This is a genomic window from Nonomuraea sp. NPDC049309 (assembly GCF_043196965.1).
GTDB classification, from domain to species: Bacteria; Actinomycetota; Actinomycetes; order Streptosporangiales; family Streptosporangiaceae; genus Nonomuraea; species Nonomuraea fastidiosa.
This window is the reverse complement of sequence record NZ_JBICSH010000001.1, coordinates 498,368-521,551: the sequence shown is the minus strand read 5'-3', so window position 1 is coordinate 521,551 and position 23,184 is coordinate 498,368. Positions and strand designations below refer to the sequence as shown.

General features: G+C 73.9%; 25 protein-coding genes and 1 pseudogene. 15 read left to right on the top strand and 11 right to left on the bottom strand.

Annotation, left to right across the window (positions count from 1 at the left end):
- Positions 1-157: 157 nt before the first annotated feature.
- Complete coding sequence (locus ACGFIM_RS02445) at positions 158-544, top strand: hypothetical protein (protein WP_393193337.1); 387 nt, start codon at positions 158-160, stop codon at positions 542-544.
- Between the two features lie 12 nt (positions 545-556).
- Here the strand turns inward: ACGFIM_RS02445 and ACGFIM_RS02440 are convergent.
- Positions 557-1,102, bottom strand: a pseudogene (locus ACGFIM_RS02440) (MATE family efflux transporter); the annotation flags it as partial.
- 723 nt (positions 1,103-1,825) lie between these two features.
- Positions 1,826-2,722, bottom strand: coding sequence for an NAD(P)-dependent oxidoreductase (locus ACGFIM_RS02435; RefSeq protein WP_393193334.1), 897 nt, complete (start codon positions 2,720-2,722; stop codon positions 1,826-1,828).
- A gap of 93 nt (positions 2,723-2,815) precedes the next feature.
- Between ACGFIM_RS02435 and ACGFIM_RS02430 the strand changes: the two genes are divergently transcribed.
- Positions 2,816-3,181, top strand: a complete 366-nt coding sequence (locus ACGFIM_RS02430; RefSeq protein WP_393193331.1) for a MerR family transcriptional regulator — start codon at positions 2,816-2,818, stop codon at positions 3,179-3,181.
- Here the strand turns inward: ACGFIM_RS02430 and ACGFIM_RS02425 are convergent.
- Entirely contained in the window at positions 3,178-3,684 is a 507-nt protein-coding gene (locus ACGFIM_RS02425) for an AAA family ATPase (RefSeq protein ID WP_393193328.1), read from the bottom strand. The two genes, ACGFIM_RS02430 and ACGFIM_RS02425, sit on opposite strands and share 4 nt — an antisense overlap.
- Positions 3,685-3,988: 304 nt before the next feature.
- Here ACGFIM_RS02425 and ACGFIM_RS02420 point away from each other — a divergent pair, with 304 nt between their 5' ends.
- The gene (locus tag ACGFIM_RS02420) at positions 3,989-4,741 is read left to right on the top strand and encodes a beta-phosphoglucomutase family hydrolase (RefSeq protein WP_393193325.1); all 753 of its coding nucleotides are present in this window, start codon (positions 3,989-3,991) and stop codon (positions 4,739-4,741) included.
- Positions 4,738-7,089 (top strand): glycoside hydrolase family 65 protein, encoded by a 2,352-nt coding sequence (locus ACGFIM_RS02415; RefSeq protein WP_393193322.1) that lies wholly within the window; start codon positions 4,738-4,740, stop codon positions 7,087-7,089. The genes ACGFIM_RS02420 and ACGFIM_RS02415 overlap by 4 nt, the downstream gene beginning before the upstream one ends.
- A 361-nt stretch (positions 7,090-7,450) precedes the next feature.
- Here ACGFIM_RS02415 and ACGFIM_RS02410 read toward each other — a convergent pair whose 3' ends face one another.
- Both ACGFIM_RS02410 and ACGFIM_RS02405 read right to left on the bottom strand, forming a co-directional pair.
- Positions 7,451-8,578: a winged helix DNA-binding domain-containing protein gene (locus ACGFIM_RS02410; protein ID WP_393193319.1), complete on the bottom strand. Its 1,128-nt coding sequence runs from the start codon at positions 8,576-8,578 to the stop codon at positions 7,451-7,453.
- Positions 8,579-9,019: 441 nt separating this feature from the next.
- Complete coding sequence (locus ACGFIM_RS02405) at positions 9,020-9,931, bottom strand: GntR family transcriptional regulator (protein WP_393193316.1); 912 nt, start codon at positions 9,929-9,931, stop codon at positions 9,020-9,022.
- A gap of 178 nt (positions 9,932-10,109) precedes the next feature.
- Here ACGFIM_RS02405 and ACGFIM_RS02400 point away from each other — a divergent pair, with 178 nt between their 5' ends.
- From ACGFIM_RS02400 to ACGFIM_RS02385, 4 genes are all read left to right on the top strand, one after another.
- Positions 10,110-10,736 (top strand): GNAT family N-acetyltransferase, encoded by a 627-nt coding sequence (locus tag ACGFIM_RS02400; RefSeq protein ID WP_393193313.1) that lies wholly within the window; start codon positions 10,110-10,112, stop codon positions 10,734-10,736.
- 434 nt (positions 10,737-11,170) lie between these two features.
- On the top strand, positions 11,171-11,650 hold the full coding sequence (locus ACGFIM_RS02395; protein WP_393193310.1) for a hypothetical protein: 480 nt from the start codon (positions 11,171-11,173) through the stop codon (positions 11,648-11,650).
- Between the two features lie 107 nt (positions 11,651-11,757).
- Complete coding sequence (locus ACGFIM_RS02390; protein WP_393199595.1) at positions 11,758-12,165, top strand: YciI family protein; 408 nt, start codon at positions 11,758-11,760, stop codon at positions 12,163-12,165.
- A gap of 7 nt (positions 12,166-12,172) precedes the next feature.
- Complete coding sequence (locus ACGFIM_RS02385) at positions 12,173-13,309, top strand: RNA polymerase sigma factor (protein WP_393199592.1); 1,137 nt, start codon at positions 12,173-12,175, stop codon at positions 13,307-13,309.
- A gap of 36 nt (positions 13,310-13,345) precedes the next feature.
- Here the strand turns inward: ACGFIM_RS02385 and ACGFIM_RS02380 are convergent, their stop codons facing one another.
- Together ACGFIM_RS02380 and vanY-N are read right to left on the bottom strand one after the other, a co-directional pair.
- Positions 13,346-14,092, bottom strand: a complete 747-nt coding sequence (locus tag ACGFIM_RS02380) for a VOC family protein (RefSeq protein ID WP_393193307.1) — start codon at positions 14,090-14,092, stop codon at positions 13,346-13,348.
- Positions 14,093-14,102: 10 nt separating this feature from the next.
- Complete coding sequence (gene vanY-N, locus ACGFIM_RS02375) at positions 14,103-14,684, bottom strand: D,D-peptidase/D,D-carboxypeptidase VanY-N (RefSeq protein ID WP_393193304.1); 582 nt, start codon at positions 14,682-14,684, stop codon at positions 14,103-14,105.
- 181 nt (positions 14,685-14,865) lie between these two features.
- Here vanY-N and ACGFIM_RS02370 point away from each other — a divergent pair, with 181 nt between their 5' ends.
- Genes ACGFIM_RS02370 through ACGFIM_RS02350 form a run of 5 tightly spaced genes read left to right on the top strand, consistent with a single transcriptional unit; the run spans position 14,866 to position 19,008 of the window.
- The gene (locus tag ACGFIM_RS02370) at positions 14,866-15,540 is read left to right on the top strand and encodes a response regulator (protein WP_393193301.1); all 675 of its coding nucleotides are present in this window, start codon (positions 14,866-14,868) and stop codon (positions 15,538-15,540) included.
- Between the two features lie 8 nt (positions 15,541-15,548).
- Positions 15,549-17,090 (top strand): ATP-binding protein, encoded by a 1,542-nt coding sequence (locus tag ACGFIM_RS02365; protein WP_393193298.1) that lies wholly within the window; start codon positions 15,549-15,551, stop codon positions 17,088-17,090.
- Positions 17,087-17,575 carry a hypothetical protein gene (locus ACGFIM_RS02360; protein WP_393193295.1) on the top strand — a complete coding sequence of 163 codons (489 nt, stop codon included), beginning with the start codon at positions 17,087-17,089 and terminating at the stop codon, positions 17,573-17,575. The genes ACGFIM_RS02365 and ACGFIM_RS02360 overlap by 4 nt, the downstream gene beginning before the upstream one ends.
- Positions 17,576-17,608: 33 nt before the next feature.
- Positions 17,609-18,223 (top strand): TetR/AcrR family transcriptional regulator, encoded by a 615-nt coding sequence (locus ACGFIM_RS02355; RefSeq protein WP_393193292.1) that lies wholly within the window; start codon positions 17,609-17,611, stop codon positions 18,221-18,223.
- Positions 18,220-19,008: an SDR family oxidoreductase gene (locus ACGFIM_RS02350; RefSeq protein WP_393193290.1), complete on the top strand. Its 789-nt coding sequence runs from the start codon at positions 18,220-18,222 to the stop codon at positions 19,006-19,008. The genes ACGFIM_RS02355 and ACGFIM_RS02350 overlap by 4 nt, the downstream gene beginning before the upstream one ends.
- 58 nt (positions 19,009-19,066) lie before the next feature.
- On the opposite strand, the gene ACGFIM_RS02345 is transcribed toward ACGFIM_RS02350, so the two are convergent.
- Positions 19,067-19,381, bottom strand: coding sequence for a DMT family transporter (locus ACGFIM_RS02345; protein ID WP_393193287.1), 315 nt, complete (start codon positions 19,379-19,381; stop codon positions 19,067-19,069).
- Positions 19,378-20,016 carry an FMN-dependent NADH-azoreductase gene (locus tag ACGFIM_RS02340; RefSeq protein WP_393193284.1) on the bottom strand — a complete coding sequence of 213 codons (639 nt, stop codon included), beginning with the start codon at positions 20,014-20,016 and terminating at the stop codon, positions 19,378-19,380. The genes ACGFIM_RS02345 and ACGFIM_RS02340 overlap by 4 nt, the downstream gene beginning before the upstream one ends.
- Before the next feature lie 79 nt (positions 20,017-20,095).
- On the opposite strand from ACGFIM_RS02340, the gene ACGFIM_RS02335 reads away from it, so the two are divergent.
- Positions 20,096-20,647 carry a TetR/AcrR family transcriptional regulator gene (locus ACGFIM_RS02335; protein ID WP_393193281.1) on the top strand — a complete coding sequence of 184 codons (552 nt, stop codon included), beginning with the start codon at positions 20,096-20,098 and terminating at the stop codon, positions 20,645-20,647.
- Here the strand turns inward: ACGFIM_RS02335 and ACGFIM_RS02330 are convergent.
- Complete coding sequence (locus ACGFIM_RS02330; protein WP_393193278.1) at positions 20,560-21,072, bottom strand: hypothetical protein; 513 nt, start codon at positions 21,070-21,072, stop codon at positions 20,560-20,562. The genes ACGFIM_RS02335 and ACGFIM_RS02330 overlap by 88 nt on opposite strands.
- Before the next feature lie 88 nt (positions 21,073-21,160).
- Here ACGFIM_RS02330 and ACGFIM_RS02325 point away from each other — a divergent pair, with 88 nt between their 5' ends.
- Complete coding sequence (locus tag ACGFIM_RS02325) at positions 21,161-22,183, top strand: LLM class flavin-dependent oxidoreductase (protein ID WP_393193275.1); 1,023 nt, start codon at positions 21,161-21,163, stop codon at positions 22,181-22,183.
- On the opposite strand, the gene ACGFIM_RS02320 is transcribed toward ACGFIM_RS02325, so the two are convergent.
- Positions 22,153-23,172, bottom strand: a complete 1,020-nt coding sequence (locus ACGFIM_RS02320; protein ID WP_393193272.1) for a DUF418 domain-containing protein — start codon at positions 23,170-23,172, stop codon at positions 22,153-22,155. The two genes, ACGFIM_RS02325 and ACGFIM_RS02320, sit on opposite strands and share 31 nt — an antisense overlap.
- Positions 23,173-23,184 lie beyond the last annotated feature (12 nt).

The following is a 23,184-nucleotide window of genomic DNA, read 5'->3' as shown; positions in this document are numbered from 1 at the left end:
CGCCCGCCTGGACGAGATCGCCGAACAGGCCGGCCTGACCACCGGCGCCGTCTACTCGCTCTTCGGCAGCAAGAACGACCTGCTCATCGCCCTGGTCACGGACTACCTCGCCCCGCACTACGACGGCATCGAACAGGCGGTCTCCCCCGAGATGGGCGTGGCCGAGACGGTGGAGGTCTTCGCCCGCCACTACCGCCGAACCTGCGACGACCCCGACGCGCTGCGCCGGCTGTCGTTCGAGATCAGCCTGCAGGACCTGGCGCTGCGCGACCCCGGGCTACGGTCCAAGCTCGCCGCCTCCGTACGGGCACACGAGGAACGCCTGACCGCGCTGCTGTCCGGCAGGCCCCACGACGGGCACGCCCTCACCCCGGACCAGGCGCACCGGCTGGCCATCGCCCTGCGCGCGCTGCTCGTCGGCCTGATCCAGGGCGTCATCCTCGGCCTCGCCGAGAACGCCTCCGCCGACTACTTCGCCGCCGCCGCCCGCGCCCTGGTCACCCCCGCCGTCCTCGGCCCCGCTCAGCCGCCGAGCTCCACGTGAACGCGCCGGTGGTCATGGCGTACACCGGGGACCGGCGCGGTTCACCACCGCCAGCCGCCGTACGTGGCGTACGGCCACGAGCGGCACCGTCACGCCGATCAGGTTGCACCACGCCACCGCCGCGTAGAAGCCGCCCGCGCCGCCCGTGGCGCGTGCCGCCGCCGCGCCGGTCGCGACGATCAGGCCGAAGTAGATCGCGTTGAGCGCGATGGCCAGGAAGCCGCCGCCGGTCTCCTCCATGACGGTCAGCGCGGCGAGCACGGGCCCTTGGACGGCGTACGTGAGCGCCACGGCCCCCAGGTAGGCGCCCGCCTCCGCGGCCACCCCCGCGTCACCACCGATCAACCGGGCCAGCGGGTCGTGCAGCGACCACACCAGGGCCGCGATCGCCACGTACGTCACGACGGTGGCCTCGATGCCGCCGCGCAGCGAGGCACCCAGGCGCCGCCGTTCGCCCGCGCCGCGCTGCTGGTTGATGACGATCGCCGTGGCCGTGCCCAGGGCCATGCCTGGCAGCAGCACGACGTTCTGGATGGTCGCGACGACCGTGAACCCGGCGACGGCGGTCTCCTGCCGGTGCCGAGCCCGAGCCCGGCCACGAGGCCGACCCGCACCCCGCCGTGCAGGCGACCAGGACGGTGGCCTGCCGTACGTACCCGTAGCCGCGCAGGCTGGACGCGCACAGCTCCTCCCCCGCGATCAGCAGCCCCGCGGCGCTGGTCCAGCGCAGGAAGGAGACGAACGTCTCACGCAGCCCGGCGTCCACGTCCAGCAGCCCGGGCAGGGCGGGCGCGGCGACCGCGAGGACGAGCCACACGCGGGCTAGGCCGGCCGCGTTCGCCATGACGTCCTGGGGAACGTCCCCCCCTTGCCGATCGCGGCGGCGACCTGGTCGCTGACCGCGAAGCCCATGCTCAAGGCGAGGACGATGAGGCTGACCGGCTGGTACAGGGAGCGTACGTAGATCGCCTCTCCCCCCCATGCGCCCGAGAACGGCGATGACGCCGAGCTGAGCGGCGAAGTTCAGCGACCCGGCCACGAACAGGCGACCGGCGAGACCGGAGATCCTTCGCCGCACCTGCCGTCTGTCACGGGCAGGCGAGGAGACCATGCGAAACCTCCGGGGACGCGGCGGCTCGGGCGGGGACGGACCCGCGGACGATAACGAGATTCCTCGCAGAATGTCCATGCGCGCCGGGCCGCGTCCGTGGTCAGCGCGCACCGAGCCGGTGACGTCCCCGTCCGGCCGCACCCCCACCGACCGCGCCGCTCCTCCGGTCGTCAGGTCCTGCTCAGGAACTCGGCGAGGCGGACCGGGGCGTCGGCGCCGTGACCGGCCCAGACGGCGGCCTCCACGGTCTCCTTGGCGGTACGGGTGAGCGCCGCCGGGACCCCGGACTCCTCCAGGACGTGAACGATGTGGCCGAGGCTCGCGGCGGCCGAGGTCAGCGAGGCCGAGTCCGCCCCGGAGAAGCGCCCCGCGTCGATGTCGGCGGCGAGCCCGGGCAGCAGCTCGGCGACCAGGCCCGCCATCTGCTGGGCGTGCGGCGCGAGCGCGGTGGCCGGCACGTTCTGCCGGGCGGCGAGCGCGAACGAGTGCATCAGCCCGGCGATCGAGGTCCAGAACAGGTTCAGCAGGGCCACGTCGAAGCCCGCCGCCGTGCCGGGGTCGTCCCCGAGATGCACGGCCGTGCCGCCCAGCGCCGCCAGCGCGCGCCGGTGGCGCTCGAAGAGGCCTTCGGGACCGCTGTAGAGGACGCGGGTCCCCTCCGTGCCGATGGCCGCGGCCGGCGTCATGATGGCGCCGTCGAGATAGCGCAGGCCGAACGCGTTCGCCTTGGCGGCCAGCTCGCGCGTACGTCCCGGCCCGTCCGAGGTGAGGTTCACCAGCGTGGTCGCGGGCAGCCGCCCGCCGGACTCGGCCCGCGCCTGGTCGAGAATGGCCTCCACGGCGTTCGCGTCGATGACGCAGACGACGGCCAGGTCGGCGGCCTCGAACGCGGCCAGCGGGCCGCCGGCGAGTACCGCGCCGCGGGCGACGAGCTCGCCCGCCTTGCCCGCCGACCTGTTCCACACGGTGGTCGGGTGGCCGGCGGCGAGGAACGCCCCGGCGATCGCCCGTCCCATCGGCCCCATGCCGAGCACGGAGACCGGGGCGTGCGCAAGCTGCTGAGTCATGGTGGTGATCCCCCGTCATTCGTTGACGCCGACGTTCGCGGCTACGCTAAACGTTCACGTCGGCGTGAAGGTCAAGCTGAGGGGCGGCGGCAGGTGCGGATCGGTGCTCTGGCCCGGCGTACAGGGGTGAGCGCCCGTGCGCTGCGCTACTACGAGGAGAAGGGGCTGCTGGTCCCTGAACGTACGTCCGCCGGCTACCGCGTCTACACCGAGGAGCACATCGAGACGGTGCGCCGCATCCGGCTCCTGCTGGCGGCGGGGCTCAACAGCGACATGGTCCGCGAGATCCTGCCCTGCATGGTGGACGACGGCGAGTTCCTGGCACCGGCGTGCGAGGACCTCATCGCCGCGTTCGAACGCGAGCGCCGGCGCATCGACACGCAGATCGCCGAGCTGCGCGACGTGCGGTCGGCGCTGACCGGCATCATCAGCGCGGGCAAGGCGCTCGCGAGCCGTTAGCAGGCCGTATCACCACGGCGCGCCGTCTCGCGGGGCGGGTCGTCGAAGAGCGCGAGCTCGTCATCGCCGGGAGCCTGGAAGATCTTCGCGTACCTCTCCATCGCCTCGCGGCTGATCGGCGCCGTCCCCGGCACTCGCTCCCGGTTCCTGGCGTCGACGCGCCGCCACAGCTCCTCGAACGGCGCGGTGAGGTAACGCAACTCGGTGCGAACGCCGAGGGCGCGCCCGACCGCCAGCATCTCGTCGCGCTCGGCCCGCGTCCAGAACCCGGACTCCAGCACCACGCTCTGTCCGAGCCGGAGCAGATCCTGGGCGTGAACGGTGAACCGCCGCTCCAGCCGGGCCCGCGTGGGCTCGTCGAACAGGTCGATGCCGAGGTCCGCCAGCCACTCGTCCGGCGACAGCCGCACGGCGGGGAGCTCGCGCGCCAGCCGCTTGGCCAGCGTCGTCTTGCCCGAGCCGGGCAGCCCGCACAGCAGGATCATCCTGGGCTCGGCATCCACGGGCCACCTCCGGCCTCGAACGTCACCCCGAGCATTCTCCCGAACGACGCCCTGGCGGGGAAGACCGCTCACAGCCGGACGCGGGCCACCCGCTTGCTGTCCCTGAAGACCAGCCGCCTCTCAGCGGCCCCCGGCCGGTCGGAGCCCCTACCCGACGAGGCCGGCCCTGGAGTAGAGCACCAGGGCGGTGATCACCCCCGTCACCGCCACGAGGACGGCGCGCCATGCGCCCGAGGGTGCCGTTCAGCGGCCCCGGGCGGATATTCGCAGGTCGGGTGGGTAGGTGCGGGGGTCGGAGGAGCGCATGCTGGGGTTGCCTGAGGGAATTCGCGGATGCCTGTTCGACATGGACGGCGTGCTGACGCGCACGGCCACCGTCCACGCCGCCGCGTGGAAGGCGATGTTCGACGAGTTCCTCCGCGCGTGGGCGGACAAGACGGGCACGCCGTTCGTGCCGTTCGACGAGGTCGGCGACTACGACCGCTACGTGGACGGCAAGAAGCGCGAGGACGGCGCGCGGAGCTTCCTGCGCTCGCGCGGCATCGACCTGCCCGAGGGCACGCCCGGCGACCCGCCGGGCGCGATGACCGTGCATGGGCTGAGCAACCGCAAGAACGAGCTCGTCCAGGCCGTCATCGAGCGCGACGGCGTGCAGGTGTTCCCCGGCTCTGTTAGGTACGTGGACGAGGTCAGGCGGGCCGGGCTGCGCACGGCGGTGGTGTCGTCGAGCGCCAACACCGCGCAGGTGCTGGCGGCGGCCGGGATCGCCGACCGGTTCGAGGCCAGGATCGACGGCGTCGTGGCGAAGGAGCGGCGGCTGGCCGGCAAGCCGGCGCCCGACATGTACGTGGCGGCGGCCGAGGCGCTGGGGCTGACACCGGCCGAGTCGGCGGTGTTCGAGGACGCGCTGGCGGGAGTGGCGGCCGGCCGCGCGGGCGGGTTCGGATTCGTGGTCGGCGTCGACCGCGCCGGCCAGGCGGACGCGCTGCGCGCGAACGGCGCCGACGTCGTCGTGGGCGACCTGCACGAGCTGCTCGCACACGAGGACGCGCGATGATCCGGCATCCGGCGTTCACCATCGAACCGTGGGCCCTGCGCGAGCGGCGGCTGGACCTGGACGTGCTGGCCCAGACCGAGTCCGTGTTCGCCCTGTCCAACGGCCACATCGGGCTGCGCGGCAACCTCGACGAGGGCGAGCCGCACGCCGAGCCGGGCACGTACCTCAACGGGTTCTACGAGCTGCGCCCGCTGCCGTACGCGGAGGCCGGCTACGGCTACCCCGAGTCCGGCCAGACGGTGGTCAACGTCACCAACGGCAAGGTGATCCGGCTGCTGGTCGAGGACGAGCCGTTCGACCTGCGCTACGGCACGCTGCACGAGCACGAGCGGGTCCTCGACCTGCGGGCGGGCACGCTCACCCGCACCGCGCACTGGAGCTCGCCGACCGGCACGCCGGTGCGCATCCGATCGACGCGGCTGGTGTCGTTCACCCATCGCGCGATCGCCGCCATCCGGTACGAGGTGCAGGCCGTCGACCGCCCGATCCGCGTCGTCGTCCAGTCGGAGCTGGTCGCCAACGAGATGGGCACGCCGGCATCCGACGACCCGCGCGCCGCCGCGCCGCTGCGTTCCCCGCTGATCGAGGAGGAGAACGTCACCGGCGACGACGGCCTGGCGATCATGGTGCACCGCACCCGCGACAGCGGCCTGCGCCTGGCCGCCGGGATGTGGCACGAGATCGACGGTCCTGACGAGACGCTGGCCGAGGAGCGGGGCGGCGACGACGTCAGCCGGATGACCGTGGCCACGCGCCTGTCGCCCGGCCAGACGCTGCGGGTGGTGAAGCTCTTCTCGTACGGCTGGTCGCGCCGCCGCTCACGGCCCGCCCTGCACGACCAGGTGGCCGCGGCGCTGGCGGCGGCCCGCCTGACCGGCTGGGACGGGCTCTGCGCGGACCAGCGGCGCTTCCTCGACGCCTTCTGGGACGGCGCGGACGTGGAGGTGGAGGGTGACGACGAGGTGCAGCAGGCGGTCCGGTTCGGCATGTTCCACCTGCTGCAGTCGTCCGCGCGGCTGGAGAAGCGGCCGATCCCGGCCAAGGGCCTGACCGGCTCCGGATACGACGGCCACACGTTCTGGGACATCGAGATCTTCGTCATGCCGGTGCTCACCTACACCTATCCCCGCGCCGTGGCGGACGCGCTGTGCTGGCGATACTCCACGCTGCCCCTGGCCAGGGAGCGGGCGCGGCAGCTCGGCCTGGCCGGCGCCGCGTTCCCCTGGCGGACCATCCACGGCGAGGAGTGCTCCGGCTACTGGCCGGCCGGGACCGCCGCCTTCCACGTCAACGCCGACATCGCGCACGCGGTCACCCAGTACGTGGACGCCCGCCAGGACGCGGACTTCGACCGCGACACCGGCCTGCCGCTGCTGGTCGAGACCGCCCGGCTGTGGTGCTCGCTCGGCCACCACGACGCGACCGGGCGCTACCGCATCGACGGCGTGACCGGTCCCGACGAGTACACCGCCGTCGCCGACAACAACCTCTACACGAACCTGCTGGCCCAGCAGAACCTCCGCGAGGCCGCCGGCGCCGCCGAGCGGTATCCGGAGCAGGCGGCGGCGCTGGGCGTCACCGAGGACGAGATCCGCCGCTGGCGCGCGGGCGCGGAGGCCATGACCCTCCCCTACGACGAGCGGCTCGGCGTGCACCAGCAGAGCGAGGGCTTCACCCAGCACGCCCTGTGGGACTTCGCCGCGACCGGCCCCGACAAGTACCCGCTGCTGCTGCACTTCCCCTACTTCGACCTCTACCGCCGCCAGGTGGTCAAGCAGGCCGACGTCGTGCTCGCCATGCACCTGCGCTCCGAGGCGTTCACGCCCGAGCAGAAGGCCAGGAACTTCGCCTACTACGAGGCGCTGACCGTGCGCGACTCGTCGCTGTCGGCCTGCACGCAGGCGGTGATCGCCGCCGAGGTCGGCCACCTGGAGCTGGCCTACCGCTACCTGGGCGAGGCCGCCTTGATGGACCTCGACGACCTGGAGAAGAACACCGTGGACGGCGTGCACATGGCCTCGCTCGCGGGGGCGTGGATCGCGCTGGTGTCGGGGTTCGGCGGGATGCGCGCGGGCGGCGGGCGGCTGCGCTTCGCGCCGTGCCTGCCGTCCCGGATCACCCGGCTCTCCTTCCGGCTGCGCTATCGCGGCAGCCGGCTGCGCGTCAGCGCGACGCCGGAGGCGACGACGTACCGGCTGATGGACGGCCCGCAGATCACGCTGCAGCATCACGGCGAGGAGTTCGAGCTGGGCGCCGAGGAGGTCACCCGGCCCAACCCGCCGCGCCATGAGCCTGAGCAGGAGGTACGCCAGCCGCCCGGCCGCGAGCCCCGCCTGCACCGCCCCTGAGCGCCGAACACCCGCCGGCCGGCCGGCGCCGGGCTGAGCGGGATGGAGGCGCTCGCCGGCGACGCCGGCTACTGCCCCGGCCCGGCCGTCGGCGGCAGCACCAGCCTGGCCGTCGTCGGCGCGTTCGTGCTCGCCGGTGAGCCGGCGCGGGCCGGCGGCGACCACGCGCGCCTTTCCCGCGTACGAGCGCGCGATGGCCGAGTACGTATGCCGCAGCCGCGACGTCGCACTGGGCGCCGCGCGCTCTCGTCCCCGCCTCCCGCCTCGGCGTGTGGGGCCTGGCCCAAGGAGCCCGCGTGATCTCCGCCCTGCCCGCAGGGCCCGGCCGCGCCCTCCCCCACCTCCGGCTCCGGCATCCGGACTACGGAAGCATGCGGACCTCCGCGGCCGGCATGTCGGACCACCAGTGGTCGTAGCGGCGGTAGGCGGCCGGGTCGCGGCCGGCCAGGAGCGCCGTCAGCGCCTCCGCCTCGGCGGCCAGCTCGTCCCAAGCCCTGCCGGGCAGCGGGTGGAACGCGGTGGCCTCGATCCGGCCGTCCGCCACTCGCCAGACACCGGCCACGTGACCGTCGACCAGCAGCGTCGGCAGGACATCGCCATTGCGGCGGATGACGATCGGGCGATACTCGGGCGGGATGACCCGGCTGCGGTCGGCGTAGGCGAGCAGGACGTTGTCCCACATCGGCAGCAGCCGGGCGGGCGCGGGCGTGTCCTCGGCCGGGCGGGGCGCGCCGGGCAGGTCGAACAGCTCCGAACCGTCCGGTCCTGTCAGCCGCTCGAGCCGGTCGGCGACCGCGTCCAGCGCGGCGCGGGCACGCTTCCTGGGCACCAGCGCGAACTGGGCGACGTCGAGCGCCGACGCCGGGCCGTACCCCTCCAGATAGCGCAGGACGAGCGTCTGCAGGGCCTGCTCCGCGCCCGCTCCGCGCGTGGGCGGCAGGCCGGAGGCGACATAGGCGGGGCGCAGGCCGAACGACCACGGCGGGCCCGTGGGCGCGTGCACCAGCGGCGCGAAGCTCTTCAGCGCCCACCACACGCCCTCTGGCGGAACGCCGAGCCGCTGCTCGATCCACGCACGCAGCTCGGCGGTCGAACGCGGCCTGTCGGCGAACGCCAGCAGGTCACCGACCAGCGCGTCGGCGTCGGCCACGGTGAGGCCGCTGCCGGTGAAGCGCCGGTCACCGAGCCGGGAGCCGCGCAGCGTGGGCTGCATCGCCTCGTGGAAGCAGGGATGGTCGTCGGCGTGCACGGCGTGCAGCGTGATCCGCATGAGCGTGGCCTTGACGATCTTGCGTTCGGCGAACGCCGCGTCCAGGTCGGCCGGGTCGAATCCCGCGATACGGGTCCATAACGCCAGGTATGGCGAGGCCGGATGCTGCGCCTGCAGCCCCACCACCCGGCGGACCGCCTCGCCCACATCGACGGCCTCCCGGCCGAGCAGGAACTGGCGGGCGAGGGTGGAGCGGTTGAGCCGGCGGAGGGAGAGCATGCCGCCATTCTTCCGAACGCGTCCGACAAAAACGCCCCACCGTCCCAAGAACGAGACCCGCAGAAGCGCTCCGCCGTCGGCCCAGAGTGCGCCCGCTCATCGTCCCCGCAGCCTCCCGGACGGCCCCGCCCCTCGGGGCGGCGGCCCCGTCGCCTGAGGAGGCCGTTCCCGTCCAGGAAGCCGACTGCCGCCCGCGATCACCTGTCCTTGCGGATGAGGAACACATTCCCCAGAGCCCGCTGCCCGGTGGCGTCGGACGGGCGGTTGACGATGCCGGAACGGGCGGTGGCCATGACGCTGGGATCCGCCGCCGTCGAGGTTGCGCCTGCACCGCGCCCAGCCGCTTCATCAGCGCGGCCGTCTGCGCGATGCCGTTTCCGGCATTGGAAGATCACGTGAACGGCCGGCTTCACCCAGCGCCCGCTGCGCGTCGAGCGCTCTTCACGTACGGTGCCGACGCCCGATCAGCACCGCGGCCCCGTCCAGCAGCAGTTGCAGCCCGGCGTCGAAGAACACCGTCAGGTCGAACCCCAAGGTGTCGTCGATGGGCGCCGCGGGCGTGGAGAGCGCGGCGTGCAGGGACGGCAGGTGGGCGGTGTACCACTGGTCGGGCGACAGCCCGGTGTGCTGCTCGGCGTCGCGCTGCGCCTCCAGGTTGGTGGCGGTCCCCCTGACGTGGTTGGCGACCGCCCACCACACGATCCTCGCGGTCTCGGGGTCGAGGCCGAGCCCGACCATGGCGTTCATGCCCCAGGTGCCGAACCTGAGCATGTTGGGCAGCGGCTGCGGGTGGGTGAGCGACATGACCCGGGGCAGCCAGGGGTGACGCAGGTAGAGGTCCCACTGCAGGCGCGCGGCGAGCTCCAGGTGCGCCCGCCAGCCCGGCGGCGGCTCCTGGGGCAGCTCCAGCTCGCCGAACGCGGCGTCGGCCATGAGCGCGGCCAGCTCCTCCTTGCCGTCCACGAGGCCGTACAGGGACATGGTGGGCATGCCGAGCCTGGCCGCGACGCCGCGCATGGACACCGCGTCGAAGCCCTGCTCGTCGGCGAGCGCGATCGCGGCCCGCACGGCCCGCAGCCGCTCGTCGTCCGAGCCTGACGCCACCGCGCGGCGGCGCGCCCGCGGCTTCGGGGCGGGTTCCGCGACGACGGTGCCGACGCGCGGGACGGCCACGACCCGGCCGCGCCTGCGCAGCGTGTCGAGCGCCTTGGCGGCGGTCGCGGTGGCCACGCCCCACTGCGCGGCGGCCTGCCTGATGGAGGGGACGCGGTCACCGGGCCGCAGCGCGCCCGAGTCGATGCGCCGCTCGATCTCCCGCACGATCCGCAGATAGGGCGGAACGCTCGTCCGCATGACCGATCGCATCCTCTTCCTGTACTAGTGCAGCGGCGCACCGGCCGCAGGAGCGCGCCCGCCCCTGGTGAAGGCGGATGAGCTGCGCTAGCACACCGCTTTCCGCGGCGCGCGCCGCCCATCTGGGCGGGCTACCGTCTCGGTTCGTACACCGTACAACGACTTTCCGAGGTGAGCATTGCCCGACGCCATCGAAGTGGTACCCGCCGCGGACCTGGGCGAGCGCCATCGCCGAGCCGTCGCCGAGGTCTTCGTCGACGGGTTCGGCCCCGACTTCTCCTACTTCTCCGACGACCCCGCCGAGCTCGCCGACGCCTTGGAGCACGCGCTGGTCCTCGACGTGTTCTACGTGGCCCTGCTCGAGGGGCGTCCCGCCGGGATCACCGCCTGCACGGACGGCAGGCGGCCGTCGTTCCGGCACGACCGGCGCGAGCTGCGCAGGCACCTGGGGTTCTACAAGGGGACCATCGCCGACATCGGCTTCCGGCGCGAGTTCGCCAAGCCCCTCCCCTACGCCAGGGACGGGCTGGCCTCCCTGGAGTTCGTCGCCACCGCACTCCGCTACCGGGGCCGGGGCGTCGCCACGGCGCTGCTGACCCACCTGCTCGCCCTCCCCCAGTACGACGAGTACGTGCTGGCGGACATCGCCGACACCAACACCCCGGCCCTGCGCCTGTACGAGAAGCTCGGCTTCCGCGAGTTCCAGCGCATCCGGGTGCGCCACACCCGCAGGACCGGCATCCGCTACTACATCTCCATGCGGCTCGTCCAGGCTCAACGGTCGCCCGCCGACGGGCGTGTCTGAGCCGTCCCGCCGAGGAGCATGACGGCGAGGACCGCCCCGGCCAGGCAGACGGCGCCCGCCGCGCGCGTCGCCGCGTGAAGCCCGCCCCAGCGTGGCGAGCACGGGCGTCGCCGCCGCCGACAGCGCCTCGGCACGCGCGGTGGCGACGGCCGCCAGCCCCGCGGTGCCGGACGTCACCAGCAGCAGCGCCAGACCGCCGCTCTGTAACGCGGCGGCGCCGCGTCCTTCGGCCCCGCCCTCGCTCCGGAAAGCGTCACGGCCCGGCAGCCGCTCCGCGGAAGTCGATCAAGGGCCTAAGGTAGGCGCATGGGCCATGGGAAGACGTCGTTCGCCTGCTTGCCGTGCCGCGCCCCGTACCAGCGGCCCCGCCCCGCGACGGGCGAGGCGGAGCGGGTGTGCCCGGCATGCGCTGCTGCCGTCCGCGAGGAGCTGCCATGAGGCTGGGCAGGGGGCCGCGGCGCAAGCCGCCGAGCGACATCGAGACCGCCGAGCGCATGCGCGCCCTGGCCGAGGCGTTCGTGGAGCGGGCGCGGGCCGAGGGGTTCGCGCTCGACTGGGACCCGGCGTTCCTGCACCACCTCGACAACTACTGCGCCGCGTTCGCGGCCACCGAGCCCGCCCCCGAGGACGCGCACGAGGTGATCATGGGGGCGGGCGCGTATCTGGGCGAGATGATCGTCAGGAACTGCGGCTGGTCGTGGGCGTACTGCACCGACGAGCGGGCCGCCGCGGTGGACAGCCCCGATGGGCTGCGCGGCTACCCGCACAACAAGGTCGCCAAGCGCATCCGCCAGGGCGCCTCCCACGATCTCGCGGCGTTCTTCGCCTTCGCCCGGACGGGCGATCCGCCGCACGGCACCACCGCCCGCGCCGTGCGGCCGCCGTGGTGGCGGCGGCGCAGGTCCAGGGCCTGATCGCGCCCTCCGGAAAAAAATTTCGGCGAAGATGTCGAGAACGCGGCGGCGGCTCCGTCCCCGGTATGCACACCGCGATGACGACCGACCGTACGAAGGAGAACGCGATGGCCAAGTACCTGCTGCTCAAGCACTACCGGGGCGCGCCCGCGCCGGTCAACGACGCGCCGATGGACCAGTGGACGCCCGAGGAGGTCTCGGCGCACATCCGGTACATGCGCGACTTCGCCAAGCGGCTGGAGGAGACCGGCGAGTTCGTCGACGCCCAGGCGCTCGCACCGGAGGGCCTGTGGGTGCGGTACGGCGGCGAGGGCCGGCCCCCGGTCACCGACGGCCCGTTCCCCGAGACCAAGGACCTGATCGCCGGCTGGATGGTGATCGACGTCGACAGCCAGGAGCGGGCGCTGGAGCTGGCCGCCGAGCTGTCGGCGGCGCCGGGCGCGGGCGGCCGGCCGATCCACGAATGGCTGGAGGTGCGGCCGTTCCTCCACGAGCCCGAGACCGTCACGGAGTAGGCGGATGGTGGACGAGGCCCTGCTGCGCAGCCTCACCCCCGTCGTGATCGGCGTCCTCGTCCGCCGCGGAGCGGATTTCGCGGCGGCCGAGGACGCCGTCCAGGAGGCGCTGGTCGAGGCCGTGCGCGGCTGGCGGGACGGCCCGCCGCGCGACCCGCAGGGCTGGCTGGTCACCGTGGCCTGGCGCAAGTTCCTCGACGCCGCCCGCGCCGACACCGCGCGCCGGGGCCGCGAGGCCCGCGCCGGGGCCGAGCCGCCGCCCGGCCCCGGCGCGGCGGTGGACGACACGCTGTGGCTGTACTTCCTGTGCGCGCATCCGTCGCTGTCGCCGTCCTCGGCCGTGGCGCTCACGCTGCGCGCGGTCGGCGGGCTGACCACGCGGCAGATCGCGCAGGCGTACATGGTGCCGGAGGCGACGATGGCGCAGCGCATCAGCAGGGCCAAGCGGACCGTCGGGAACGTCCGCTTCGACCGGCCGGGCGACGTCGCCACCGTGCTGCGCGTGCTCTACCTGGTCTTCAACGAGGGCTACTCCGGCGACGTGGACCTCGCCGAGGAGGCGATCAGGCTCACCCGCCGGCTCGCCGCGATGATCGGCCACGAGGAGGTGGCGGGCCTGCTCGCGCTCATGCTGCTGCATCACGCGCGGCGCGCGGCCAGGACCGGCCCCGACGGCCGGCTCATCCCGCTCGCCGAGCAGGACCGGAGCCTGTGGGACACCCGCATGATCGCCGAGGGCGTGCGGGTGCTGCAGGCGGCGCTGGCCCGCGACCGGCTGGGCGAGTACCAGGCGCAGGCGGCCATCGCCGCCCTGCACGCCGACGCGCAGACGGCCGAGGAGACCGACTGGGTGCAGATCGTCGAGTGGTACGACGAACTGGTCCGCATCACCGGCAGCCCGGTGGCCAGGCTGAACCGGGCCGTCGCGGTCGGGGAGGCGGACGGGCCGCGCGCCGGGCTCGCCGCCCTGGCGGAGCTGGATCCCGCCCTGCCCCGCTACGCCGCCGTCGCGGCGTACCTGCACGAACGCGACGGCGACCGCGAGACGGCGGCCCGGCTGTACGCCGAGGCCGCCCGGTCGGCGCCGAGCCTGCCCGAGCGCGACCACCTCATCCGGCAGGCGGCCAGGCTGCGCTCCTCATGACGTCCTCATGACGCTTTCACCCGGAGGCAGGGCGCTTCACGCGGAGGCGGCGCGGCCGAGCACGCAGAACTCGTTGCCCTCGATGTCGGCCATCACCGTCCACGGCACCTCGCCCTGCCCCACGTCGGCGAAGCGCGCGCCGAGCCGCTGCAGCCGCGCCACCTGCGCCGGCTTGTCGTCGACCGGGTCGGGCAGCACGTCGAGGTGGAAGCGGTGCCACACCGCCGGCTCGCCGGAGGCGCGGATGAACTCCAGGTACGGCCCGACGCCTCCGGGCGCGCGCAGCCTGGCGAAGTCGCCGGTCACCTCGTGCACGCTCCAGCCGATGACCTCGCCCCACCAGCCGGCCATGGCCCTGGGGTCGGCGCAGTCGACGACCACGGCGGCGATCGGCCCGGTGTCGCGGTAGATCTCGCGGGGCTCCAGGACGCAGAAGACGTTGCCCTCCGGGTCGGCGAGCACCGTCCACGGCACCTCGCCCTGCCCGATGTCGGCGGGGGTCGCGCCGAGCTCCGTCAGGCGGGCGACCAGCTCCGCCTGATGCCCGGCGGAGGTGGTGGCCAGGTCGAGGTGGACGCGGTAGCGCACCGTCTCGGGGTCGGGGACCCGGACGAGGTCGATGCAGACGGCGGAGGGGTCGGGCCAGGTGAAGCCGGCCGGCATGAGGTTCGTCACCCCGGGGGCCTCACTGTCCATCTCCCAGCCGAGCGCGCCGGCCCAGAAACGGCCGAGCGCCACCTCGTCGCGCGCCTTGAGGTTCACCTGAGGGAGTCGCAGGGGCATGCCGCTCACCCTACCGGGACGTACCCGGACGATCGTCGGCCGTGGCCTGGGGCACGCCCGAGTGCGGCAGGCGGCGCGGCGGAACGCCGCCGGCCTCCGGGCGGTACTCGAAGTGCCACCACTCGTTGTCGTAGATGCGGTAGAGGTCGTAGCGGGCGCCGTGCTCCTCCAGCCAGCGCGCGCCCTCGCGCGGGCGGATGTCGAGGGCGACGCCCTGGACGTGGCGCGACTCCTCGGGCGGCAGCACCAGCATGCGCGCCAGGGCCGGGGAGCCGCAGCGGCGTACCTCCTCGTCGAACAACCGCTGCTGCGCGGCCGGGTCGCGGTAGCCGGACGTGAGGCCGATGAGCCGGCCGTGCCGCCACAGCGCCTCGGTGCGCGCCGCCGTGAACGCCGCCCTGGCGCCGTCGGTGAGCCCCGTCAGGTCCTCGGCGGGAAAGCGCAGCCCCAGCGCCCAGGTGCAGGCCAGCTCCCGCGCCCGGCCGGGACGGCGGGCGAAGGCCACCGGCAGCAGCAGCACCGCCAGCACCAGCGTGACCAGGGCGTACACGCGGTCGCGCAGCCGAGGTGGAATGGTGTGTGGTTCGTCCATGGCGACTTACCATGGGCGGCGTATGTGCGCGCGCTGTGCGCCGTATGTCATGGTTCGTCGACGGCTCGTCCGTGACACGACCATGACATGGCGGGCACGGTACGCGGACACGGCCGGCCGATAGTGGAGCGGTTGACCGGCAAGGGTGATGTGACGGAGCGAGCCAGTGAAACTCGGCGGCGTGTCGCGAGTGTTGTTGATCGAGGATGATCCCGCCGTGCGCGAGGGCCTGGAGCTGGCCCTGAGCCGCCACGGCCACCGCGTGCGCGCGGTGGAGTCCGGCGAGCGGGGGCTCGAGCAGCTGCGCGCGGACCCGCCCGACGTGGTCGTGCTCGACCTGATGCTGCCCGGCATCGACGGTTTCGAGGTGTGCCGCCGCATCCGCGCCGCCGGCGACGTGCCGATCATCATGCTGACCGCGCGCGGCGACGACTTCGACGTGGTGGCCGGGCTGGAGGCGGGCGCCGACGACTACGTGGTCAAGCCGGTGCAGCCCCGGGTGCTGGAGGCCCGCATGCGGGCGGTGCTGCGCCGCGTCGGCCGCGAGCAGGCCGAGCTGGAGCACTACCGCGATCTGACCATCGACCGGGCGAGCCTGGTGGTCACCAAGCGCGGCGTGCCGGTCAGCCTCGCCCCGACCGAGCTGCGCATGCTGCTGGAGCTGTCCGGCACGCCCGGCCGGGTGCACACCCGCCAGCAGCTGCTGGAGTCGGTGTGGGAGCACGGCTACTTCGGCGACTCGCGGCTGGTGGACGCGTGCGTGCAGCGGCTGCGCGCCAAGATCGAGGACGACTCGGCATCGCCCGTCTACGTGCAGACCGTACGCGGGTTCGGCTACCGGTTCGGGCCGGTGTGAAGCGGCTGGTGGCGTCCCTGGGGCTGCGCGCCCGGCTGCTGTCGGCGTTCGTGCTGCTGTGCGTGGTCACGGCGGCGGCGGTGGCCGGCGTCTCCTACGTCAAGGCGCGCAACGAGATCCTGCAGCGGGCCCAGGACGCCGCGGTGGAGGCGATGCGCGACCGGCTGGCGGCGCTGTATCCGCTGCGCACCGACGCACCCGACCAGGACGAGCTGGAACGGATCGCCGCCGGCCTGACCGACACCAACTCCAGGGCGGTCGCGTTCTTCCGCGGGCAGCGCTCGCCGGGCCGTCCCGCCGACCCGCCGGGACGGTGGCGGCCCGGCCGTCCCTCACCGAGGCCGGACCTGGACAAGGTGGACATCCCCCCGAAGCTGCGCCAGACGGTCGCCGGCGGCACCATGGCCTGGCAGCGGGTGACCTGGCAGGGCCTGCCCGTGCTCGTCATCGGCGCGCCGCTGGTGATCGCCGAGCCGGACGGGACGACCCGCAACTCCGGCATCGAGGTCTACACCGTGCACAGCCTGCAGTCCGAGCAGCGCAGCGTCGACGAGCTCGCGCTGTGGGCCTGGCTGTACGGCGGCGCGGCGCTGGTGTTCGCGGTGCTGCTCGGCCTGGCCGCCACCCGCGGGGTGCTGCGCCCGGTCCGCGAGCTGGGGCGGGCGGCGCGGCTGCTGGGCGAGGGCCGGCTGCACACCAGGATCGCGGTACGCGGCTCCGACGAGCTGGCCGACGTGGCCCGTACGTTCAACGACACCGCCGCCGAGCTGGAGCGGCACGTCGCGCAGCTGCGCGCGATGGAGGCCGACGCGCGCAGGTTCGTGGCCGACGTCTCCCACGAGCTGCGCACCCCGCTCGCCGCGCTGGCGGCGGTCGCCGACGTGCTGGAGGAGGAGGCGGCCGGCCTGCCCGAGACCGCCGGGCGGGCGGCGCGGCTGGTCAGCCAGGAGACGCTGAACCTGACCCAGCTCGTCAACGACCTCATCGAGATCAGCCGGTTCGACTCCGGCGTGGCGGCGCTCGCGCTGAACGACGTGGACGTGGCCGAGCTGGTCCGCGCGACGCTGCGGACGCGGGGCTGGTCGGACGCGGTGCGGACCGAGCTGCCCGCCGGGGTGACCGCCCGGCTGGATCCGCGCCGGGTGGACATCGTGCTCGCCAACCTGGTCGGCAACGCCTTGCGGCACGGCGAGCCCCCGGTGTCGGTACGGCTGACCGCCGATCCCGCCTCGGTCACCCTCGACGTCCGCGACCACGGGCCCGGCCTGGACGAGGAGGTGCTGCCGCACGTGTTCGACCGCTTCTACAAGGCGAGCTCGGCCAGGGCGAGATCCGAGGGCAGCGGTCTCGGCCTGGCCATCGCCCGCGAGAACGCCCGCCTGCACGGGGGCGACCTGACCGCCGCCAACGCGCCGGGCGGCGGCGCCGTCTTCACCCTCCGCCTCCCCCGCACCCCGGACGCCTCCCCCGCCTCCCGCACGCCTGACGAGAGCGCCGAGCCCCGAGACGGCTCCCCCGCGTCCCGCGACCCTGACGGGGGCCGCGCATGAGCGGGCGGCGGATGCGGCGGGTTCTCGTGGCGGCGGGGCTGGCGCTGGCCGCGGTGGCGGGCTGCGGGGTGCGGCCGAGCGACGTGATCCCGGTCGGCCCGCCGCCGAGCGGCCCCGTCGCATCGCCCAGGGCGACCGTCATCTACCTCGTCAAGGACGGCAGGCTGCACCCGGTGCCGCGCCCGCGCGGCCGGTTGTATCCGGCCGACGCGCTGGCGCTGCTGGCGGCCGGCCCGACGGCGGCCGAACGCGGGCAGGGCTACACCTCGCAGGTGCCGCGCGATGCGGAGCCGTTCACGGTGGCCTCCGAGCAGGGCGGCCGCCTGGTGATCACCCCGTCGGGCGCGGCCGGCGAGCTGTCGCAGCGGGCCGTCGGGCAGATCGTGTGCACGGTGTCGGCCATGCTGCCGGGCGCCGCCCAGGACGTCTCGGTCGCCGGCGCCGATGCGCGCATGGATCCCGCGGACTGCCCGCCCGCCGATTGACACCTGTTATCCATGCGGATAATGTTTATCCGCATGGATAACAAGGGGCCGATCAGCCGCGAGGCGGCCACGGCGGCCCGCAAGGAGCAGATCACCCGCACCGCCATCGCCCTGCTGGCCGAGCGCGGCTACCAGGCCACGACGTTCGAGGCCATCTGTACCCGGGCCGGGCTCAGCAGCAAGCGGCTGATCACGTACCACTTCTCCAGCAAGGACGAGCTGTTCGCGGCCGTGGCCGAGCAGATCGTCGCCGACAGCGAGCAGTACATGCGGGCCGCGCTCGACGGCGTGACCGGCCCGCGCGCGCTGCTGGCCGCCGTCATCCGGGCGAACGTGCGCTTCATCGCCGAGCACCCGCGCGAGGTGGCGGCGCTGCGGCAGATCCTCATCAACGGCGGCCTGCCCGACTACGAGCGCCACGACGTGAGCTCGCGCGAGCGGCTGGCCCGCCTGCTTCGCGAGGGTCGGCGCACCGGCGAGTTCCGCCCGTTCGACGAGCGGGTCATGGCGGCGGCGCTGCGGGCCTCGATCGACGCCGTGGCCCCGCTCATCGCGGCCGGCGTCGATCCCGAGCTCTGCGCGGAGGAACTGGTGGAGCACTTCGACCGCAGCACCCGCGACGTACCGCGGGGAAAGGAGATGCGATGAGCGGCGACCACGCAGGGCGCACCTACGTCGTGACCGGCTCGGCGTCGGGCATCGGCGCGGCGACCGCGGCCATGCTGCGCGAGCGCGGCGGCACGGTCATCGGCTGCGACCTCGCCGGAGCCGACGTCCTGGCCGACCTGTCCGCCCCCGAGGGGCGGCGGTCGCTGGTCGAGCAGGTGGCCGCGCGCGGCCCCATCGACGCCGTGCTCGCCGTGGCGGGCGGCGGCACGACGGGACTGCTGGAGACGAACTTCTTCGGCGCGGTCGCCACCCTCGAAGGGCTGCGCCCGCTGCTGGCGGCAAGCGACGCGCCCCGCGCCGTGGCCGTGTCGTCCACCTCCTCGCTGGAACCGGCCGACGAGCGGGTCATCACGGCGTGCCTGGACGGCGACGAGCAGGCCGCGCTCGCCCTCATGCGCGCCGATCCCGGCATCGAGGCCACCACCACCGGCGCCTACGGCCTGGCCAAGCGGGCGCTGAACCGGTGGGTGCGCAGGGCCGCGCCGACGCCGGAGTGGGCGGGGGCCGGCATCGCGCTCAACGCGGTCGCGCCCGGCGTCGTGGACACGCCCGCCGCCACGTACATCCTCGGCGACGAGGAGGTGCGCCGCGCGGTGGAGTCGGTCTCGCCGCAGCCGTTCGGCGGCTTTCCCGGGCGGCCGGAGTGGGTGGCCGAGCTTTTGTGCTGGCTGGCCGGGGCGGGCAACCGGTTCGTCACCGGGCAGGTGATCTTCGCCGACGGCGGCGCGGAGGCCGCGCTGATCGGCGACGCGCACTGGCGCTGACCGGCGCTCCCCCTGCGCGCCCGGCCCCCATGGGCCGGCCCGAGGCCGCGGCCGGATGTCAGGTGGTGACCCTGGCCAGCACGATGCCCCCGACGATGAGCCCGAGCGCGGCGATCCTGCCGATCGAGACGGGATCGTCGTTGAGCACGATGCCCAGCGTGATCGCGCCGGCGGCGCCGATGCCGGTGAAGACCGCGTACGCGGTGCCGACCGGCAGCGTGTTCATGGCCTGGGACAGCAGCCAGACGGCGGCGGCCATGAGGGCCAGGCAGATCAGCGTGGGCAGCGGCCGGGTGAAGTTGTGCGTCGGTTTGATGCTCTGCGACCAGGCCACCTCGACGAGCCCGGCCAGCAGCAGGGTCAGCCAGCTCATCGTGCCGCCTCCTTGGCCACGGCCGCCTCGGCCGCCGCCAGCGACCGCTCGTGCTGCTCGCGCAGGTGGGCGAGCGCGGGGTCGAGGCGGGCGTTGGCCAGCTCGGCGTGGATGAAGGTGACGTCGTCCACGCCGAAGTGGCCCGTGAAGAAGTCGCGCAGGTAGCGCTCCTGGTGGTCGCAGGGCTCGCGCGGCGTGCCCGGCCCGTACGCGCCGCCGCGGGCGCTCGTCACCACGAACGAGCGCCCGCGCAGCGACATCTTCGGGAAGGTGATCTGGTCGAGCCAGGCCTTGAGCGCGGACGGGATCGAGTAGTTGTACATCGGCGTGCCGATGAGGATCACCTCGGCCGCGACCACCTCCTGCAGCAGCGGCTCCACGACGGCCCAGGCCGCGCGCTGCGCCGGGGTGCGCACGGCCTCGCGGTAGCGCGCGATGTCGGTGATCTCGTGTTCGAGGATGTGGTCGCAGATCTCGGTCCACGCCTGGCCGATGTGCGGGACGGGGTTCGCGGCCAGGTCGCGGTAGGCGTAGCCGGCCTGGGGGTGCGCGGTGCGCCAGGTCTCGGCGTACAGGCCGGACAGCCTCCGCGACAGCGACGTGCGGCGGGCGCTGGCGTCCAGGTGCAGCAGCATGGTCTCTCCTCACCACGCTATGCGGACACGGTGTCCACTTGACTATAAGCGGACATCGCGTCCACATACAATCGGGGGCATGGAAAGAGCCGACGCCGCACGCAACCGGGCACGGATCCTCCAGGCGGCCGCGCAGCTTTTCGCCGAGCGGCCGCCGCACGAGGTGACGATGGACGACATCGCCAAGAGAGCCGGCGTGGGCCGGGGCACCCTCTACCGCCGCTACCCCGACCGGGCGTCGATCGCCGTCGCGCTGCTCGACGAGCACGAGCGCGACCTGCAGGAACGCCTGCTGCGCGGCGAACCGCCCCTGGGCCCCGGGGCCCCGCCCGCCGAGCGGCTGGCCGCCTTCTACGCCGCCATGGTGGACCTTCTGGAGGACCACTCCCACCTGGTGCTCGGCTCGGAGCTGGGCCGCTCGCGCTTCGAGACCGGCGCATACGGCTTCTGGCGCGCCCACGTGCGCTCCCTGCTGGTCGCCGCCCAGGCCCCGGACCCCGACGCCCTGGTCGAGGTGCTGCTCGCGCCGCTGGCCCCCGACGTCTACAGCCACCAGCGCACGGTGCTCGGCCTCAGCCCGAAGCGGATCACCGAGGCTCTGGGCAGGCTCGCGGCGATCCTGGAGCGATGAGGACCCGCCCGCCGGCGCTGCACCTCGCCGAACCGAGGCTCCCCGTCCGCCAGCACGGGGATGGTGAGCTTGCGCTCGGCGGCCTGCCGGTTCCGCTCGGCGCCGACGAGCATGTTCCGGTAGATCGACAGCATCGCGCGGATGCCGCCGGGCATCGAGGAGCAGCGCACGTACTCCTCGACGGCGTCGGGGGTGGCGCTGTCGGGGCGGCTGCGCTCGTTCGACGGCGGCGCGGCCGCTCCTGCGGAAGGCGCTCGGTCGCGGCGTTGATCAGCAGGCGGCCGCGGCCGCCCTCGGCGGCGATGCGCACCCGCTCCAGCAGCGGCGGCGCGGGCGTCGCCCTCGCGCTCGAGGGTGCGCAGGGCCGCGGTCGCGTACGTGGTGCGACAGCGCTCCAGCGCGGCGCCATAGAGCCCGTCCTGCACACCCCGTCTGGATCGGGCGTTCCAAAATCCCGGTCCGGGGCGCCCGGCGCGCCGGAATGTTCTTGACAAGAGGAAGGTTGAAGGCTGCATGAAAAAGATCGGTTTCCTGAGCTTCGGGCATTGGTCGTCGTCGCCGTATTCGAAGGCGCGCAGCGCGTCCGACACCCTGCTGCAGTCGATCGAGCTGGCGGTGGCCGCCGAGGAGCTCGGTGCCGACGGCGCCTACTTCCGCGTGCACCACTTCGCCCGCCAGCTCGCCAGCCCCTTCCCGCTGCTGGCCGCCGTCGGAGCGCGCACCAGCCGCATCGAGATCGGCACGGCCGTCATCGACATGCGCTATGAGAACCCCCTCTACATGGCCGAGGACGCCGGCGCGGCCGACCTCATCGCCGGCGGGCGGCTGCAGCTCGGCATCAGCCGCGGCTCACCCGAGCAGGTCATCGACGGCTGGCGCTACTTCGGCTACGCGCCCGCCGAAGGCGAGAGCGACGCCGACATGGCCCGCCGGCACGCCGAGGTCTTCCTCAAGGTGCTGCAGGGCGAGGGGTTCGCCGAGCCCAACCCGCGGCCGATGTTCCCCAACCCGCCGGGCCTGCTGCGCATCGAACCGCACTCGCCGGGCCTGCGCAAGCGCATCTGGTGGGGCTCCGGCTCCAACGCCACCGCCCGCTGGGCCGCCGGGCTCGGCATGCACCTGATGAGCTCCACGCTCAAGGACGACGAGAACGGCAAGCCGTTCCACGTGCAGCAGGCCGAGCAGATCGCCGCCTACCGCGAGGCGTGGAAGGAGGCCGGGCACGAGGGCGAGCCCCGCGTGTCGGTGAGCCGCTCCATCATGCCGATCGTGAACGACACCGACCGCGCCTACTTCGGTCACGAGCGCACCAGCACCGACCAGATCGGCTTCATCGACGCCACCACCAGGGCCGTCTTCGGCCGCACGTACGCCGCCGAGCCCGAGGTGCTGGTCAAGGAGCTGGCCGCCGACGAGGCGATCGCCGCGGCCGACACGCTGCTGCTGACCGTGCCCAGCCAGCTCGGCGTGGACTACAACGCCCACCTGATCTCCTCGGTGCTCAACTACGTCGCCCCCGAGCTCGGCTGGCGCTGACGGGCCGCCTCCCGCCGCCGCGGGTGCGCGGTGAGCGCGGGGCGGCGCGCCCACGTCGCCCAGCGCCACAGCCACTCCAGCGGCCCCTGGCCCAAGCGCCGCAGCCACAGCACCGACCAGCACCACTGCACCAGCAGGATGCCGCCGGCGATGCCGAGCACCGCGCCGCCGGGCCAGGCGTGCGGCGGCCCGTCCACCAGGGGCGCCACGGCCAGCACGAGCACGGTGGCGCTCACGTAGTTGGTCAGCGCCATCCGGCCCAGCGGCGCGAACACCGCCTGCAACGCCCGGCGCAGCGGGGTCCGCAGCAGCACCAGCAGCAGGCACACGTACACGCCCGCGATCAGCAGCCCGCCCAGCGTCACGGTCAGGTCCGGCCGCACCTGCTGGGCCTGCAGCGCGACCACCGGCACCGCCAGCGCGGCACAGCTCAGCCCGACCAGCGCCGGCACGCGCACGCCGTCCTCGACGCGGTCGATGACCCCGTACCGGGTGAGCGCCGCGCCCAGCAGGAACAGCCCGGGCACCATCGCGAACGGCCCGCCGCCCAGGGCGAGCGCCGCGACCAGCAACGCCGCCGACGACCAGGCCACCGCCTTGACCGGCAGCCAGGTGGACGGCAGCAGCACCACCAGCCCGGCCACGGCGTAGACGGCGAGGATGTCGCCCTGCCACAGCAGCACGTGGTGCGCCAGCCCGACGGCCAGCAGCGCCAGCAGCCGGCGCAGCAGCACGAGCCGGGGACGGGCGGCGCGCTCCCCCGCCGACCGCGCCAGCAGCGCGAACCCGACGCCGAACAGCACCGAGAAGATCGGGTAAAAACGCTGCCCGACGAGCAGGTCATGCCAGGACAGGCCGTCCTGCGGGGCCGCGACGGGCGGGGCGCCCGCGGCGGCGATCGGCTGCACGTTGGCCAGGAGCACGCCGCACAGCGCGAAACCGCGCACGACGTCGAGCGCGGCGATGCGGGACCGTTCACCAGTGGACATGACGCCCGATCC

What these genes read in the sequence shown, in the direction of transcription:
- ACGFIM_RS02390 (WP_393199595.1), top strand. Translation starts at nt 11,758, where the DNA reads ATGGCCAAGTACCTGCTGCTCAAGCACTACCGGGGCGCGCCCGCGCCG.
- ACGFIM_RS02360 (WP_393193295.1), top strand. Translation starts at nt 17,087, where the DNA reads ATGAGCGGGCGGCGGATGCGGCGGGTTCTCGTGGCGGCGGGGCTGGCG.
- ACGFIM_RS02410 (WP_393193319.1), bottom strand. Translation starts at nt 8,578, where the DNA reads ATGCTCTCCCTCCGCCGGCTCAACCGCTCCACCCTCGCCCGCCAGTTC.
- ACGFIM_RS02335 (WP_393193281.1), top strand. Translation starts at nt 20,096, where the DNA reads ATGGAAAGAGCCGACGCCGCACGCAACCGGGCACGGATCCTCCAGGCG.
- ACGFIM_RS02345 (WP_393193287.1), bottom strand. Translation starts at nt 19,381, where the DNA reads ATGAGCTGGCTGACCCTGCTGCTGGCCGGGCTCGTCGAGGTGGCCTGG.
- ACGFIM_RS02435 (WP_393193334.1), bottom strand. Translation starts at nt 2,722, where the DNA reads ATGACTCAGCAGCTTGCGCACGCCCCGGTCTCCGTGCTCGGCATGGGG.
- ACGFIM_RS02340 (WP_393193284.1), bottom strand. Translation starts at nt 20,016, where the DNA reads ATGCTGCTGCACCTGGACGCCAGCGCCCGCCGCACGTCGCTGTCGCGG.
- ACGFIM_RS02415 (WP_393193322.1), top strand. Translation starts at nt 4,738, where the DNA reads ATGATCCGGCATCCGGCGTTCACCATCGAACCGTGGGCCCTGCGCGAG.
- ACGFIM_RS02395 (WP_393193310.1), top strand. Translation starts at nt 11,171, where the DNA reads ATGAGGCTGGGCAGGGGGCCGCGGCGCAAGCCGCCGAGCGACATCGAG.
- ACGFIM_RS02325 (WP_393193275.1), top strand. Translation starts at nt 21,161, where the DNA reads ATGAAAAAGATCGGTTTCCTGAGCTTCGGGCATTGGTCGTCGTCGCCG.
- ACGFIM_RS02355 (WP_393193292.1), top strand. Translation starts at nt 17,609, where the DNA reads ATGGATAACAAGGGGCCGATCAGCCGCGAGGCGGCCACGGCGGCCCGC.
- ACGFIM_RS02380 (WP_393193307.1), bottom strand. Translation starts at nt 14,092, where the DNA reads ATGCCCCTGCGACTCCCTCAGGTGAACCTCAAGGCGCGCGACGAGGTG.
- ACGFIM_RS02320 (WP_393193272.1), bottom strand. Translation starts at nt 23,172, where the DNA reads ATGTCCACTGGTGAACGGTCCCGCATCGCCGCGCTCGACGTCGTGCGC.
- vanY-N (WP_393193304.1), bottom strand. Translation starts at nt 14,684, where the DNA reads ATGGACGAACCACACACCATTCCACCTCGGCTGCGCGACCGCGTGTAC.
- ACGFIM_RS02405 (WP_393193316.1), bottom strand. Translation starts at nt 9,931, where the DNA reads ATGCGGACGAGCGTTCCGCCCTATCTGCGGATCGTGCGGGAGATCGAG.
- ACGFIM_RS02420 (WP_393193325.1), top strand. Translation starts at nt 3,989, where the DNA reads ATGCTGGGGTTGCCTGAGGGAATTCGCGGATGCCTGTTCGACATGGAC.
- ACGFIM_RS02350 (WP_393193290.1), top strand. Translation starts at nt 18,220, where the DNA reads ATGAGCGGCGACCACGCAGGGCGCACCTACGTCGTGACCGGCTCGGCG.